Source organism: Beijerinckia indica subsp. indica ATCC 9039 (assembly GCF_000019845.1).
Classification (GTDB): domain Bacteria; phylum Pseudomonadota; class Alphaproteobacteria; order Rhizobiales; family Beijerinckiaceae; genus Beijerinckia; species Beijerinckia indica.
Genome location: NC_010581.1, coordinates 3,087,514 through 3,103,091, shown reverse-complemented (window position 1 = coordinate 3,103,091; position 15,578 = coordinate 3,087,514). Strand labels below are relative to the sequence as shown.

Below are 15,578 nucleotides of genomic sequence, written 5' to 3'. Positions count from 1 at the left end.
CGAAAGTTTGATTGGGGCGTTTGTCTGCGAAATCCTGCTCGTAGGGTCAGGTTGTGTTTTAAGCGATCATACTCAAGAGGGTCTCGTTAGCTTCTCGATGTTTCTCGTCGATCGCTGCTGAATAGTCGAAACAACCATGACGAACACCATAGCATTTCAACATGATTCGTGTGAAGCACAATCATTGCCAAAAACTGACTCTGTTGCAAGTCATGTCTAGAACGTGTCTTCGAGCTTTGACCGTCGTAAGCAATCGCTTCCAGGCAGCTGGTATGAATGATGTTTCTGCAGGGGCTCCGATATTTTGAAGGTTCTCACCGTTTCCCTGTCCTGGGTGAGCAATCTTTGTCGTCCTCACCCTCTTTCTCACGGGTAGGCGCATACCTTGCGGAGGCTTGCGCCCACGGAATTAAGAACAGCTTTCCAGCGTGCGAGGGTATTCCCTAGAGTCGTTGGTGTTAGGCGGAGATATGGTTAGATCGAATTGGTTCGAGACATTGAAGTGTTAGTCTCGCCAATCCTTTTCTAAAAAGGCAGACTGAAAACATTCACTCTGCTTCCGGCACGTAAATACTATAAGTTGCAACAATATGATCGAAATCGGCAATCACCCGATTTCGCAAATATACTTGCTTCCCTCTTGGTTATGGTCAGTATGTCATAAAGGACATTGCTCATTATTTATACTATAAAAGGAATTGCGCATCCATTGATGCGTAATGTATTCATAATTTACGAAGGAGGATTGATTTGAGTCAGTCCATATCAACGTCCACTGTTACAACAGGGGCGATCACGCCGGCGCAATATGGTGCGCCAACGGATGGTGTTTCCTCTTCCGATGCCGCGATCGTCGCCGCTGCAAACGCGGCTGTCGCGCAGGGCAAGCCTCTTCTGATCGATCAAACCTATGCGTTTATGTCGAAATGGACGCCTCCTGCCGGTCTACAATTGACCGGCAATGGCGTGGACGTTTCAACCCTTCTGTGGAAGGGAACAGGGGACGCAATCGAAATCATTAATCCGATTTCCATCGACGGTCTGACCGTGGATGGCGGCGTGCCTGCTGGTCAGGATAGAACAACCAGTGATATCAGCGTCCTTGTCAGCATTCATGGCCCGATTGATCTGACATCGCCGCGTTTGAACGGCATCACGATCGGGACCTTGCGCATCAAGGGGACGCGGAGCGTCGGCTTTGTCGTGGCAAATGTCGACAGCCTTCAAATCAGTAATCTCGACCTTCAAACGATCTATACCGGGGGCTCTATATTTTCCGGTTTGACGAATGCAAACATCGATTTGCTGACAGCTGATGATATTGGGAACACAAAACGCTTCATCAGCCGTCAGGGAACGGCTGTGGCCGTCATGACAGAGACCAAACCCGTCTCTCTATGGTACAACCATTCAGGTATCAAGCCGACCGATGGGGTGGTCTTCGGCGTTGTCAAGCTTTCGCGGACCACCGATAGCGCATTCTATACCCATGACGACTTCGGGACGGGTGTGACCAATGTCCATGTAAAACGTATTTCCGTCGATACGAGCGGAAAAGATGGCTGTAAGACGAGAAACGGTCCGACCTATGTTCGATTTGACACTGTGGTCACGAATAAGACCTCGCTGAGAGGTCTTGATATTGAATCGAACCATACGACGGTTGGAACCGTCAATGTCTCGAATGTCGGATATGATGCAGTTGGCGATATTCTTGGTCATCCTGCCCCGTACACCGGTGGGGACGGCACCAATGAATCGGCGCAGACAGATCCGCAGGGGCTCGTGATCAGCACATGCAGCGATGTTTCAGTCGCGAATATTACGATCAATCATGTTCGCGACAGCCCATATAGCGGGGGTGAGGGCCATGGCATCCGATTGTACAGCGCCAGCGCGGTCACGCTCACAGGCAGCGTGACTGATACGGATGGCAATGGCCTGCGGATGGCTGGTTCTTCCAACGTCACTGCAAATGTGACGGTCGTAGATGCCTGCCGGAATCATAATAATACCGTTATGGCCTATAGTGTTTCGGATGGGCTGGGGCTTTCCAAGAACTGCCAATTGACTCTGGCTGTCAGCGAGACGGGCACGCCATCGGTTCCTTATGCGGTTCGCCTGGACTCTGGCTGCGGCATTACGGCCAATGTGACGTGCAATCCCTTGCAGTTCACGAATAGCGTGCCGGTGAGGAATAATTCGTCGGCACCTTGCACGTGAGATTTTTGGCACGTGAATTTTTGCTGAAAAATAAGTGAGGATTTAACCTCATAGACCAGGAGATTCTCCCTGGTTATACGAGCTATGCTCCAGCGAAACGGCATGCGGGCAAGTGACGCCGTTTCGCCCTCCATTGCCTCAGCATCTCTCCTATTTTTGAAGGTGCTGGCTAATCAATGGGTTAGATGGTGCTGCCAGAGAGGATCGAACTCTCGACCTCTCCCTTACCAAGGGAGTGCTCTACCACTGAGCTACGGCAGCCCGTACCGTGGGGCCATCCGCCCCGGGTGGCGCGTATGTGCCATAGGTGGAGCAGTTAGGCAAGCGTGCTGGCTTGTTTCCTTGGTTAACGCTGCTTAAAAGAATTCCTTTCAAACTGAAGCTGTCGGCACGCGCCGGGCGTTATTGCGTGAAATTTGTCAAAAAGCGCGCTTTTTGACGGCGTCTTATCCATAAAGAGCGACGGGGCCCTGCATGAGCCGCACGGTTTTTCCTCACCTAGACGCGGTTCCGGCTGGCCAAGAGCCGAGCCCCGCGCCGAAGGTTGTTGAGAAATCGGTGCGAGAACAACGTCTTGCCTCCGCATTGAAGGCTAATCTGCATCGCCGCAAGGCGCAGAGCAGGGAAAGAAATCAAGTTTTGGCTGGGGATAAGCCGGATGACGAGCGAATTCCGTGAGAGTGGCGCGGTGTGAGAGGGATGGAATCGGAGTGGCTTGACCAAGCTTCCGCTTATTTGTGAAAAGAGTTCGAGATCAATCTTTTGAAATGAACCAGGAAAGCCGTGGGGCGGGAAACGCCCGGTTTCTCCAGCTTCAGACCATCAAAATCGACGGGGAATGAATGGATCGCATTCGCATCGTGGGCGGCCGGACGCTCGAAGGCACTATCAAGATTTCAGGTGCGAAAAATGCCGCTTTGCCCTTGATGATCGCGTCCCTTCTGACATCTGAGACGCTGACGCTTGAAAACGTCCCGGCGCTCGCCGACGTCAATATGCTGTTGCGCATTCTCGGTCACCACGGTGTCGATTATTCGGTGAACGGCCGACGTGCCGGCGAGGAGCCGCATGCGAGCCGGGCGATTCATCTCACCGCCGGCACCATCGTTGATATTATGGCGCCCTATGATCTCGTTTCAAAAATGCGGGCGAGTTTCTGGGTCATCGCGCCGCTGCTCGCGCGGATGGGAGAGGCGCGCGTTTCGTTGCCCGGCGGCTGCGCCATCGGCACGCGGCCCGTCGATCTCCTGCTCATGGTTTTGGAAAAATTAGGCGCGAAGATCGAGATCGAAGCGGGCTATGTGCACGCCAAGGCGCCCAAGGGTCTGCATGGCGCCGAGATCACCTTTCCCAAAGTGACGGTTGGTGGCACGCATACGGCCTTGATGGCGGCCTCGCTGGCGCAAGGCCATACTCTGCTCGTCAATGCGGCTCGCGAGCCAGAAATCGTCGATCTCGCCAATTGCCTTACGAAAATGGGGGCGAAGATCAAGGGGGCAGGGCAATCGACGGTCGAAATCGAGGGCGTTGGGCGTCTTTCTGGCGCGAGCCATAAGGTGCTTCCCGATCGGATCGAGGCGGGAACCTATGCGATCGCCGTGGCCATGGCGGGGGGTGATGTCCTGCTTGAAGGCGCTGAAGCGGACCTTTTGCAGACGGCCCTCGATACGATCGAACAAGCGGGGGCCCGCATTTCTGTCACCAATGAGGGAATCAGGGTGAGGCGCAACGGCGCGGGCCTTCAGCCGGTCGACGTCACGACAGCACCGTTCCCGGGCTTTCCGACCGATCTTCAAGCGCAATTCATGGCCCTCATGACGAAAGCCAAGGGGTCATCGACGATTACCGAGACGATTTTCGAAAATCGTTTCATGCATGTGCAGGAATTGGCGCGGCTTGGCGCCCATATTCGCCTCGAGGGTGATGCCGCAATTGTCGAGGGTGTCGAAACACTGCAAGGCGCGCCCGTCATGGCGACGGATCTGAGGGCTTCCGTCTCCCTCGTCATTGCGGCGCTGGCGGCGCAGGGCGAGACCATGGTCAACCGCGTCTATCATCTCGACCGGGGTTTTGAACATTTGGAAGAGAAGCTCGGCCGTTGCGGCGCAATTATCGAGCGCATCTCCGGCACTGCATGATATTTTGATATAAGGTGGCCGGTTGCCAGAGCGCTTTGGGGAGAACTGGAAAGCGTTTCGAACATTATCCTGATCGCGGTTGCGTCTGTGGTGTGATGACCGCGAGTTCAGAAGGATGATGGAGAGCGACATGGAACGCGTCAGGATTCCCCGGCAAGGCTGGATCTTGGTCTGCGACGGCGCCAAGGCGCAGATCTTGCGCAATGATGGCGAGGCGACACGGCTTGATCTCAAGCCGGTTGAAGACTTCGCCTTGCCGCAGGCGCCTGCTCGTGAACTCGGCACGGATCGGCCAGGACGCGTCTACGAATCACACGGCACATCCCGCAGCGCGCTCGAACAGACCGACTGGCATGAGCAGAACGAGATCGACTTTCTTTCGGATGTGGCTGATGTCCTTGATAAGGAGATCAAGCATTATGCCGTCAAAAGTCTCATCGTGATCGCGCCACCGAAAGCGCTCGGCGTCTTGCGCGAACGCCTTTCACCGGCGGCGCGCGGCATTGTGACGGCTGAAATCGATAAGGATTTCATGAAATTGCCGGTCAAGGAGATCGCGGCACGGCTGTCTGCCTGAACTGTCAGGAGCGCCCGATGACCGCCCAGAGGGGATCGGCACCGCGCCCGCCTTTGCAAAGCGTGCGTGATTCGATCGACGCGAAACCCGCGCGTTGAAGATAGAGGGCGAGGAGGTCGAGGTGAGCCTCGTCCTCCAAAGCCTGCCAGACCGTGACCGCCTTGGTCGGGAAACAACGGTTTGAAAAAGTGATGATGAGCGGCGCCTGCGGGCGCAGCACACGCAGGACCTCGCGCAATACAATGACCGGCTTTTGCAAATATTGAATGGAGACGCAGATCATGGCCGCGTCGAGCGATTGCGTTTCGAGCGGCAAGAGCGGATTGGTATTGAGATTTTGCACGAAGGAACGGGTGAGCCGCGGATTGGCCTTGAGCTCCATGGCATTCATGCCGTGACCGATGACTTGCGCATATTTGCCTTCGGGCGGCAGGTGGCTGATCCAGCTCGACATAAGATCGAGAATTTGGGCATCGTGCGGCACGATTTCGCGATAGAGCTCGGTGACCGCGGCAATTGCTCCGCCGTCGATATGGGTCACGAAACGCGGCACGGCATAAAAAGCCTCGTCCGGTGTCTCGTCCGGTTTGATGAAGGCGTTGGGAGACAATTCCGGCAGGTCGGGATCGACGGTTCCTTCTGCTGGCGTATCGCTCATGGTGGCGCTTTCATGGGTCAAGCTTGGCGCAAGGCCGGGGCTTTATTATGAGAAATGGAATATAAAGCGGGGCAAAATCCCTGCCATCGGGCGATTTCATTCGACAGCGCACTGTTGTAAAGACAGCCTCTCTATCGCAACGCTGCCACGGCCCGGAGCGCACGGTTTGGAGTGCATGGCCGGCAGCGTATGGTTTGGACCTTTAGGTCCTGATCGCAGCGTTTGATCGATGGGATCACGCGGCGTGCAATCCGCTTGAGCGAGATCCAGAGACGAGATTCAGAGGTTGAACATGCCCGATTATCGTTCCCGCACCACCACTCATGGCCGCAATATGGCCGGCGCCCGTGGCCTCTGGCGCGCGACGGGCGTCAAGGACGAGGATTTCGGCAAACCGATCATCGCCATCGCCAATTCCTTCACGCAATTCGTGCCGGGCCATGTTCATCTCAAGGATCTCGGCCAGCTTGTCGCCGGCGAGATCGAAAAGGCGGGTGGCATTGCCAAGGAATTCAACACGATTGCCGTCGATGACGGCATTGCTATGGGGCATGATGGCATGCTCTACAGCTTGCCCTCGCGCGAACTCATCGCCGACAGCGTCGAATATATGGTCAACGCCCATTGCGCCGATGCTCTCGTTTGCATCTCGAATTGCGACAAGATCACGCCCGGCATGTTGATGGCCGCGCTGCGCCTGAATATTCCGACCATTTTCGTGTCGGGTGGACCCATGGAGGCTGGCAAGGCGCAGGTCGGTGGCAAGACCTTGGCGCTTGATCTGGTTGATGCCATGGTTGCGGCGGCTGATGACCGGGTCAGCGCCGAGGATGTGGCGGTGATCGAGCGTTCGGCCTGCCCGACTTGCGGCTCCTGTTCGGGCATGTTCACTGCCAATTCCATGAATTGCCTGACCGAGGCCTTGGGGCTTTCTCTGCCCGGCAATGGTTCCGTCCTCGCAACCCATGCCGATCGCCGGCGTCTCTTCGTGGAAGCCGGGCATTTGATCGTCGATCTGGCGCGCCGCTATTATGAGCAAAATGATGGTTCCGTTCTGCCGCGCGCCATCGCTTCCTTCAAGGCCTTTGAAAATGCCATGACGCTCGATATCGCCATGGGCGGCTCGACCAATACGGTCTTGCACCTTCTGGCGGCGGCCCATGAGGCGGGCGTGCCGTTCATGATGGCGGATATCGACCGCCTGTCCCGTGGCGTGCCGTGCCTCTGCAAGGTCGCGCCGGCGAAGAATGACGTCCATATGGAGGATGTGCACCGGGCTGGTGGCATTATGGCGATTTTGGGGGAACTCGATAGGGCAGGGCTTCTCCATGCGGACTTGCCGACGGTCCATTCGAGCAGTCTGGGGGAAGCCTTGATGCGTTGGGATATCCGGCGCAGCAATAGCGAGATGGTTCAGACTTTCTATAAAGCAGCGCCGGGCAACGTGCCGACGACGCAGGCCTTTAGCCAGGAAAAACGCTATGAGGCCCTGGATCTCGATCGGGAAACCGGGGTGATCCGCGATCAGGCGCATGCCTTTTCGCAAGATGGCGGGCTTGCCGTCCTCTTCGGCAATCTGGCTGAGGAAGGATCGATCGTGAAGACAGCCGGCGTTGATGAAAGCATTTTGACCTTTGCCGGGCCGGCCAGGGTTTTCGAGAGCCAGGACAGCGCGGTCGAGGCGATTCTTGCTGGGCGGATTGTCGCCGGTGACGTGGTGGTGATCCGTTACGAAGGACCACGGGGTGGTCCTGGCATGCAGGAAATGCTTTATCCGACGAGCTATTTGAAATCGAAAGGGCTTGGCAAGGCCTGCGCCTTGATCACCGATGGGCGCTTTTCTGGCGGCACCTCTGGCCTGTCCATCGGCCATGTCTCGCCGGAGGCGGCTGAAGGCGGCATGATTGCTTTGGTCGAGGAGGGCGATCGGATCGAGATCGATATCAAGACCCGTTCTCTTATCCTGGCCGTGCCCGAAGCGGAACTGGCGCGTCGGCGTGGAGTCATGGAGGCGAAAGGCGCGAATGCTTTCAAGCCGCGTGAGCGCCAGCGCCAGGTCTCGACGGCCTTGCGCGCCTATGCCGCCTTTACGACCAGTGCTGCCCGCGGTGCGGTCCGTGATCTTGATCAGAAGCCGCGCTTTTGATCAATTTCTGCCAGATCCCACCCTGTTTCGCGTGGAAAATGCATAGGAGCTTGTCGAGTTGAGCGAACCTTGGCGGTTTGCTGGCGCTTAATATGCTTGGCAGCATTGATTTTGCTTGTGAAAAAGCAAAATCAAGCGTGGCTTTGTCTTGCACAGAACGACGAGAGTCTTGTCGTTCTATGGTGTGACTGAGTGCGCCATGCAGAAAATCGAGGCAGCGCATGGGACGTTTGAAGAAGCAATTTGATTGCTATGACAGGCTGCCTGAAACCCTGCGGACAGTTCTGGCCAATGCCGCTTTTGATTGGGACGCAACCCTCGTGGCGGAGGCGCTGGATCTCGGCGCTCCTCCCGAAGGGGTGATTGCCCGCATTCGCGAGGATGAGCGCCGCCGCTTACCAATCGATAATTATGTGATGTATGGGCCGGCGCATCCCCAGGCGGCGGCGAGCGTCCAGGCGAATTGGCTGAAATATTATCATTATCCTTTGACGCGGGAATATTGGTGGGTGCGCTGACACGGGGTGGCTGACGGCACCGTTTTTGCTGAAAATGCCTGAGTAGACTGGATCATTCTCGTGGATCGGGTTAGAGAGCGGGAAAGTCCAGATGGAATTCTTGATGGCTCGGGCCAAGGATTGTGCTGCACGATCATTGGGCTTTTATCGAGCTTCGGAGAAGCAGAGTTCAGGGTCCATACCGCCGAACCTTTGAATCTGAAGAGTAGGCTCAATATAGGGAAGAGAAGATGTTCGAAGGCTGGCTTATTCAAGTGACGTCGGGCAATCCCGCGGAGGGCGATCAAGACGTCGAGCTCTATGCTTCTTGGGTCCCCGGCGAGAACGACGCCGTCTTGAACGTGATCAAGACGTTCAATCTGACGGACGATCATATCGTTTCCATGGTCATCGACCTTCCGAAGGAAACGTTTGAGCGCCTGGGCCTGAAACCGGGCGAAGCTGGCCTTTACAAGGAAGGCGAGTGATCGTCTGAGTGCCTGATCATTTGGCCGGATGGATTATTCGGCATGCTCAAGGCCGAGTAACAGCATTCAAGGACCGTGATACGTGTTCTTTCAACGTGTCACGGTCTTAAAGTTTTATCGCTGGATGCTGGCCTGCTTGTCCTTTTGCATCCTGGATCATTCAACCTTTTAGCTATCGATGACACGATCATCGATAGCTAAAAGGTTTTTGGTGTTTCTATCGCCACCTTCACCGGAATATGTCGTATCGAAAAAGCATCGGTCCCGATATCGTTCGGGAATCCGATGCTTTCTCGAAAATCGTCAAAGACCGATCGACTTGAATTCTTCCACGGCAAAGTCGAAGAATTTCGAAATGTCGTAGGTGAAGTTCTTGGTCTTGAACTTATTGTTCTGCACCGTGTAGCTGGCGAGGCCTTTCTGGGTCTCTTTGTCGATGAACATGATCTCGAGGCTGCCATTGGCCAGATCGTCGAGCGTGAAAGCTTCGATCGTCTTGCCGCCGACTTCGAATTCAGTTTTGGGTAGGGTAGCCACCTTAGTCTCCACCATAGAGCTTGAAACGCAGGTGCGACATACACTACCTTCGAGAGACAAGCCAGCCTGAACCGGAATGTCTCGCGCTTTTCCGTTCCGGTTCGCGTCAATGTCAATGCGGTTGCGGAGCGCCGGTTTTGGCTTCGTTCGAAACCTGTATTTCGATCTTGTCGAGAAGCAAACCTGGCGTTTGAATCAGGTCGACATCCTTGAGTGTGAGGCCGTCCGGCATGGTTGCTTGAAGGTGGAGTTTTTTCGGCTCGGCGATGAATTTTGAAACCGCCGCGCCGATGGCTTTAGCGCCGGGGCCATTGCCGAGCAGAATGGGGACGACGACGGCGGCGGCGCTCGTGTAGGAGCGACGTAGATCAGCCAGGGGTTTCTTCTGAGCTTGCGCCTGAAGCGTCAGGAATTTGTCGAAAATTCCATCATTATCAATCGTGAGTTCGGCGGTTTTCAAACGCGCTGTTTCCGTGGCGATACGCGTGGCTTCGACATCCTTGGCCGAAAAGAATTCCTTCGACACATTGGTGAGCAAAGCGGCAAGGGTCACAGTGCCCATGTCCTTGGCATCGATCAGATTATCGACGACGAGTTCCTGCTTCTCCGGCGACCAGCCCATCGCGAGCCGGCTGGAGAGGTCGAGGCCGTGATAGCCAAAGGCCGCCAGATCCTTGAACAGACCGCTTCGGTTCTTGTCCAGATCGACGCGGAACTGATTGATGGAGGCGTTGATCTTCGTGGGGGTGCCTTGGAAGAGCTGCGAGCGTTCCATCCGCAAGGCATCGACCTGGAAGGATAAGGGGTCACGCCCGGCAGGATCCTCGGCCGTGGGAGCGACCTTTTCACCAAATTGCGTGACATCGAGTTTGGCGAGTTCGAGCAGATCGACACGCGGCAGAATGGCTTGCAGACCGATGACAGTGTTGTTTTGCGAGGCCTCTCTCAGCAACGTGCGGACTGTCGTGAAATCCACGCCGCGAAGACCGAGATTTTGCAGTGTGAAGGAGAGGATGGGGGATTGCAGGGCGAGATCATCGAGATGGATGACGCCGAAGGTGAAAGCTGTGTAATCGCTGAAAGAACCTTTGGCGAAACTGAGATGCAACGGCTGATTCTGAGAATTGGTCAAGGTCAGGCTAAGTTTTTCAGCGTCTAATTGGCCGATATCAAAATTGCCTGGAAGCACTCCGCCCAAACTGTCGAATGTGCTGTAGGCCGTGGCTTGATCCTCAGTTTTGTCCGTTTGACCGGTTTGCGGAGCGGTAGGCAAGGCCTGCCCCTTGATGTCACGCGCCGCTAGGGATTGGATATCGAGTTGTGAATGGGCCTTCTCATTGGTGAGATGCACATCGTTGATTTCAAGTGAGCCGAGAAACGGAATTTTGGCCGTGCTCTTGTCTTTGGTCGTCACTTCGCCGGGGGCGCCAGCCAGTTGGCTGGCGAGAAGGAGATTGACCGCCGTCGCTTTGATGACGCCATAGGTCCCTTCGATCGTCCCGTCCGGGCTTATGAGCTTGAGCGTGGTGTTGTTGACGCGGGCGGAGGCCGCCTGTCCTGCCTGAACGGTGCCAAGTGTCACATTGTGATAGACGATCGTCTGAACGAGCCCATCGCGCGTTGTTTCCGCGATGATTTCCGGAGCTGTGATGGCGCCGGCGCTGAGCTTCTGAAGCCTTTCCTGTAAAGGTAGAGGGCTTTTGGGATCGAATACAGCGAGAAGATCGGCCGATTGGAGTGTCGTGCCGGAAAGATCGAGTTTTTTGATGCGATAGGTCGTTGACCCGGCCTCGATCACCAAATCCTGTGCATGGGCGTAGGACCCTTGCGCTTTGACTGTTGCAATGATCGGAAGGGGGGACAAGGGGGCAAGAAGCCAAAGAGCCGTGCCGGTCAGAAGGCCGGTCGTCATCAGGGATCGTTTGGTTCCCATAAGACCTCGCGCTGGAGCATCAGCCTGACACGCGCTTAACGCTAGTCAGATGTAGCTTGGAAAGGGGATGAAATTATGGCTCTTGGGCCGCTACTCTTGGGATGAGTTCATGCGCTTTCGCACGAGAGACTCAGATCCGACGCAACACCTATTTTGCGATCGATATGATGTCTTTTCAAGAAGGTGGGGCGTTCTCTTTTGATTGAAAGAGATGGATTCGCCTGCGCGCTTCTACAGGCTTGTTGATGGGGAGAAAAGCGCTTCAAGGAAATGTGAAAAAGGAAGAAAGAAGAATGGCAGAGGGCTAGAATCGTTCACGCCGATACAGGATCGGCGTGAGTTCATTGCCAAAGAAAAGGAGAGGCCGTCCAAGGGGACGCGAACGCACCCTTGTTCCGACCGCATTCCGGCCTCAGACAGCGAAGCTGGAGCCGCAGCCGCAAGAGGCCGTCGCGGAGGGATTGGAGATCTTGAACATCCGGCCCATGAGGTCGTCGATGAAATCGATCTGGCAACCGCGCAGATATTCGAGTGAAATCTGGTCGATCAGCACGGTCGCGCCGTCACGCTCGAGAACGAGGTCGTCGGGTTCGCGCTCGGTGACGACATTATAGGTATAGGTGAAGCCGGAGCAGCCGCCGCCATCGACGCCGACGCGGAGTACGGAGCCGGGAGCTTCGGTTTTCATGATTTCGACAACGCGCTTAGCGGCGTTCTCCGTTAGGATGACGGGCGTTTCGGTGGCGGCTTCGCTGATGACTTCGCTCATGGATGAACCTCTGAACAGGACCTTCTGGTCAGGACCTGCGGCCTGAGAAATCGCGGCGGCGTGCGGCGGCGCTACTCTATGATATAGGAATGGCGCTTGCCTCGCCCTGGAATAGGGAAGATACGTCGCAAAGCCTATGACCGCAATGAGTCAGCCCTGGGAATTTGACCAGCCCTATCGAGCGGGATGTTATGCAAGCTTTCGACCTTAATCCCGTCCGTGCCCCCTATGCGGCGAATGCGGCAAAAAGTCGCGGCCGTTTGGTGGAGGAACCCGCGTCCCCCTCGCGCACGGATTTCCAGCGCGACCGGGACCGCATTATCCATTCCGCCGCCTTTCGCCGGCTCGCCCATAAAACCCAGGTCTTCGTCCCGCATGAGGGTGACCATTACCGGACGCGTCTGACCCATTCGATCGAGGTTGGACAGATCGCGCGGGCTTTGGCGCGGGCTCTGGGCCTCGACGATGATCTCGCCGAGGCTTTGGCGCTTGCGCATGATCTTGGCCACACGCCTTTCGGCCATACGGGCGAGGATGTGCTCGATGCGATCATGCTGCCCTATGGCGGGTTTGATCATAATGCTCAGGCCCTGCGGATCGTCACCAAATTGGAGCGCCGCTACGCCGCGTTCGATGGCTTGAATCTGACTTTTGAGACCCTCGAGGGTCTCGTCAAACATAATGGTCCCCTGCTCGAAGCCGACGGGACGCCGGTGCCGCGTTACGCCAAGCGTGGCTTGCCGATGGCGCTCATTGCTTTTGATGCGGTCCATCGCCTCGATCTTTCGACCTTTGCCAGCGCCGAGGCCCAGGCGGCGGCGCTGGCTGATGACATCGCTTATAATGCGCATGATATCGATGATGGCCTGCGCGCCGGCATTCTGACCTTTCAGCAGATCTCGGAAGTCGATTTTCTGCGCGATATCGGCAGTGAGATCGAGACCCTTTATCCGGGGCTTGAACCGGTGCGTGTCATTCACGAACTGGTGCGCCGGCTGATCACCCATTGCATTGAGGATGCGATTGATGAAAGCCGACGGCGTATCATGGCTTCGGGTGTCACGAGTATCGAGGATGTGCGGGCGCAAAAATCCCCTCTAGTCGGCTTCTCGCAGGCGACCCAAAGCGTCGACAAGATGATCAAAAGCTTTCTGTTCCAGAACCTCTACCGACACCCGCGTCTGAATGCGATGCGCGATAGTGCAGCCGAGGTGATCTCGCGGCTTTTCCCGCGCTTTTTCGATGCGCCCGAGGAGATGCCGCCGGAATGGGCTGAGGCCGCGCGCCGGGCTGGAAGCGATGAAGCCAAACGGGCCCGCGTCGTCTGCGATTATATCGCCGGCATGACCGACCGTTTCGCCATTAATGAACATCGCCGGCTGTTCGATACGGCGCCGGATTTTTCGGCATAATTCCGAAGCCTCCAACTTCCAGGGCATTTCTGGTCCAGCCGATCGGAAATGCCTTGGGAATCCCGATTTGCCTCTGACGCGTGATGCCGGATTTCGATTTTTCGCTTCATGCTATAGAGGAGCCTTCAAGAGGCCATTTTCGGCCCATTCCGGTTTTCAGGCTGTTTCATGAATATTTTCACCGAGTTTCACGCGCGTATCGCCGCCATTTTGCGCGGGATCATCGGCTCTGGCCGCTTGCCTGAGGATCTCGATCTGACGCGTTTCGTCGTCGAGCCGCCGCGCGAGGCGGCCCATGGCGACCTCGCCGCCAACGCGGCCATGGTCTATGCTAAGGAGGCGAAGCCCGCCTTCGCCAATCCGCGCCAGCTCGCTGTGGAAATCGCCGTGGCCCTGGCCGAAGATGGCGATGTCGCGGAAGCCGAGGTCGCCGGGCCTGGCTTCATCAATATTCGTTTGAAACCCGAGTTTTTCGGACGTCTGCTTGGCGCCGCCTTGGAGCAAGGCTCGGATTTCGGCCGTCCGGCGACGGCTGCGCAAGAAAAAATAAATGTCGAATATGTCTCGGCCAATCCCACCGGGCCAATGCATGTCGGCCATGGGCGAGGCGCGGTTTTTGGCGATGCGCTCGCCAATCTGCTGGCTTTCGCGGGTTTTGGGGTCACTCGCGAATATTACATCAATGATGCGGGCGCACAGGTCGATGTCCTCGCTCGTTCTGCGCATCTGCGCTATCGCGAGGCGCTTGGCGAAACGATTGGCGCGATCCCCGAAGGTCTTTATCCAGGGGATTATCTCAAAAGTGTCGGCGCCAGCCTCGCGCAAGCCCATGGCGATACATATAGAGGCAGCAACGGGGAAGAATGGCTCGAGATTTTCCGCCTTGCCGCGATCGACGGAATGATGGCGATGATTCGTGACGATCTCGCCGCGCTCAACATCACGCATGAGGTTTTTTTCTCGGAAAGGTCACTGACCCGGAGCGAGGACGGAGATCAGGTGGCCGCTGCCATTGCCTTTCTGCGGGACCGTGGCCTCGTCTATGAGGGCCGCCTGCCGCCGCCCAAGGGCCAGGCGATCGAAGATTGGGAAGACCGCGAACAGGTTCTCTTCAAATCCACCGATTTCGGGGACGATGTCGATCGGCCCTTGAAGAAATCGGATGGCACCTACACTTATTTCGCGTCCGACATTGCCTATCACAAGACCAAGATCGACCGGGGTTATTCGGTCTTGATCGATGTCTGGGGCGCTGATCACGGCGGCTATGTCAAACGCATGGCGGCGGCGGTGAAGGCTCTTTCGGAGGGCCGTGTGACGCTCGACGTCAAGCTTTGCCAGTTGGTCAAGCTGATGCGCGGTGGCGAGCCGGTCAAAATGTCGAAACGGGCGGGCGATTTCGTGACCCTGCGCGAGGTGGTGGATGAGGTCGGCGTCGATGCCGTCCGTTTCATGATGCTGTTTCGCAAGAATGACGCAGTGCTTGAATTCGATCTCGCCAAGGTCATCGAGCAATCCAAGGATAATCCGGTCTTTTATGTGCAATATGCCCATGCGCGCGTAAAATCCGTCTTCCGGCAGGCGGCGACCCTTCTGCCGGATCTTGATTGTTCGCTCGCAGCTTTGAAAACGGCGGACTTCTCTCTGCTGGGCGATGAAGGCGAGGCGCGGCTGATCAAGATCATCGCGCAATTTCCTCGCGTGGTCGAAGGCGCGGCCCTGGCGCATGAACCCCACCGGATTGCCTTCTATCTGCATGATTTGGCGTCGGAATTGCATGCCCACTGGACGCGAGGCAAGGATCAGCCTCATTTACGCTTTATTTATGAAGAAAGACGGGACTTGACACTCGCTCGGCTCGCGCTGGTCCATATCATGGCCGAGGTTCTGGCGAGCGGGCTTAGCCTTCTTGGGGTGAGCGCGCCAAGTGAAATGCGGTGAGCGAAATGCGCTGAGTGTGCTAACCGCTCTAGCATCAAATCTGAAAAGGATCCCCTTTCAGGAAAAATTTGATGCCATAATAAAGACTTATATCATCGCTGATTCATCTGGATGAACAAGCGATGCGATAGTGACCCGAGGATGATGACGCTCATCCCCGGTTATTCTCGAATTTTCGTTATTCTCGGTTAGTATCGAGTAAGGCTGAAATACCTTTATTCTGAAAGTGTTACGGTAGACGTCCGCGGCCGGATTGTGT

Annotated in this window: 13 protein-coding genes and 1 tRNA gene; 9 read left to right on the top strand and 5 right to left on the bottom strand. The window is 56.2% G+C overall.

Annotated features, from left to right (window positions below; genetic code table 11):
* Window positions 1-750 precede the first annotated feature (750 nt).
* Complete coding sequence (locus tag BIND_RS13725; RefSeq protein ID WP_012385644.1) at window positions 751-2,223, top strand: hypothetical protein; 1,473 nt, start codon at window positions 751-753, stop codon at window positions 2,221-2,223.
* A 186-nt stretch (window positions 2,224-2,409) separates the two neighbouring features.
* On the opposite strand, the gene BIND_RS13720 is transcribed toward BIND_RS13725, so the two are convergent.
* Window positions 2,410-2,484, bottom strand: a tRNA-Thr gene (locus BIND_RS13720).
* A 213-nt stretch (window positions 2,485-2,697) separates the two neighbouring features.
* Here BIND_RS13720 and BIND_RS21380 point away from each other — a divergent pair.
* From BIND_RS21380 to BIND_RS13710, 3 genes are all read left to right on the top strand, one after another.
* Window positions 2,698-2,901 (top strand): hypothetical protein, encoded by a 204-nt coding sequence (locus BIND_RS21380; RefSeq protein WP_148210647.1) that lies wholly within the window; start codon window positions 2,698-2,700, stop codon window positions 2,899-2,901.
* A 164-nt stretch (window positions 2,902-3,065) separates the two neighbouring features.
* Window positions 3,066-4,361 carry a UDP-N-acetylglucosamine 1-carboxyvinyltransferase gene (gene murA / locus BIND_RS13715; protein ID WP_012385643.1) on the top strand — a complete coding sequence of 432 codons (1,296 nt, stop codon included), beginning with the start codon at window positions 3,066-3,068 and terminating at the stop codon, window positions 4,359-4,361.
* Between the two features lie 130 nt (window positions 4,362-4,491).
* Entirely contained in the window at window positions 4,492-4,938 is a 447-nt protein-coding gene (locus BIND_RS13710; protein WP_012385642.1) for a host attachment protein, read from the top strand.
* A 4-nt stretch (window positions 4,939-4,942) separates the two neighbouring features.
* Here BIND_RS13710 and BIND_RS13705 read toward each other — a convergent pair whose 3' ends face one another.
* Window positions 4,943-5,596 carry a class I SAM-dependent methyltransferase gene (locus tag BIND_RS13705; RefSeq protein ID WP_012385641.1) on the bottom strand — a complete coding sequence of 218 codons (654 nt, stop codon included), beginning with the start codon at window positions 5,594-5,596 and terminating at the stop codon, window positions 4,943-4,945.
* Window positions 5,597-5,888: 292 nt separating this feature from the next.
* Between BIND_RS13705 and ilvD the strand changes: the two genes are divergently transcribed.
* The 3 genes from ilvD to BIND_RS13690 all read left to right on the top strand — a co-directional run bounded on the left by ilvD (window position 5,889) and on the right by BIND_RS13690 (window position 8,727).
* Complete coding sequence (gene ilvD, locus BIND_RS13700; protein ID WP_012385640.1) at window positions 5,889-7,742, top strand: dihydroxy-acid dehydratase; 1,854 nt, start codon at window positions 5,889-5,891, stop codon at window positions 7,740-7,742.
* A gap of 221 nt (window positions 7,743-7,963) precedes the next feature.
* Window positions 7,964-8,260: a DUF6525 family protein gene (locus BIND_RS13695; RefSeq protein WP_012385639.1), complete on the top strand. Its 297-nt coding sequence runs from the start codon at window positions 7,964-7,966 to the stop codon at window positions 8,258-8,260.
* A 230-nt stretch (window positions 8,261-8,490) separates the two neighbouring features.
* Entirely contained in the window at window positions 8,491-8,727 is a 237-nt protein-coding gene (locus BIND_RS13690; protein WP_012385638.1) for a hypothetical protein, read from the top strand.
* A 303-nt stretch (window positions 8,728-9,030) separates the two neighbouring features.
* Here BIND_RS13690 and BIND_RS13685 read toward each other — a convergent pair whose 3' ends face one another.
* The 3 genes from BIND_RS13685 to BIND_RS13675 form a co-directional block, all read right to left on the bottom strand.
* Window positions 9,031-9,264: a hypothetical protein gene (locus BIND_RS13685; RefSeq protein ID WP_012385637.1), complete on the bottom strand. Its 234-nt coding sequence runs from the start codon at window positions 9,262-9,264 to the stop codon at window positions 9,031-9,033.
* 112 nt (window positions 9,265-9,376) lie between these two features.
* On the bottom strand, window positions 9,377-11,176 hold the full coding sequence (locus BIND_RS13680; protein ID WP_041778112.1) for a hypothetical protein: 1,800 nt from the start codon (window positions 11,174-11,176) through the stop codon (window positions 9,377-9,379).
* A 433-nt stretch (window positions 11,177-11,609) separates the two neighbouring features.
* Complete coding sequence (locus BIND_RS13675) at window positions 11,610-11,966, bottom strand: HesB/IscA family protein (RefSeq protein ID WP_012385635.1); 357 nt, start codon at window positions 11,964-11,966, stop codon at window positions 11,610-11,612.
* 191 nt (window positions 11,967-12,157) lie between these two features.
* Between BIND_RS13675 and BIND_RS13670 the strand changes: the two genes are divergently transcribed.
* Both BIND_RS13670 and argS read left to right on the top strand, forming a co-directional pair.
* Window positions 12,158-13,378 carry a deoxyguanosinetriphosphate triphosphohydrolase gene (locus BIND_RS13670; RefSeq protein WP_012385634.1) on the top strand — a complete coding sequence of 407 codons (1,221 nt, stop codon included), beginning with the start codon at window positions 12,158-12,160 and terminating at the stop codon, window positions 13,376-13,378.
* Between the two features lie 168 nt (window positions 13,379-13,546).
* The gene (argS, locus tag BIND_RS13665; RefSeq protein WP_012385633.1) at window positions 13,547-15,319 is read left to right on the top strand and encodes an arginine--tRNA ligase; all 1,773 of its coding nucleotides are present in this window, start codon (window positions 13,547-13,549) and stop codon (window positions 15,317-15,319) included.
* Window positions 15,320-15,578 lie beyond the last annotated feature (259 nt).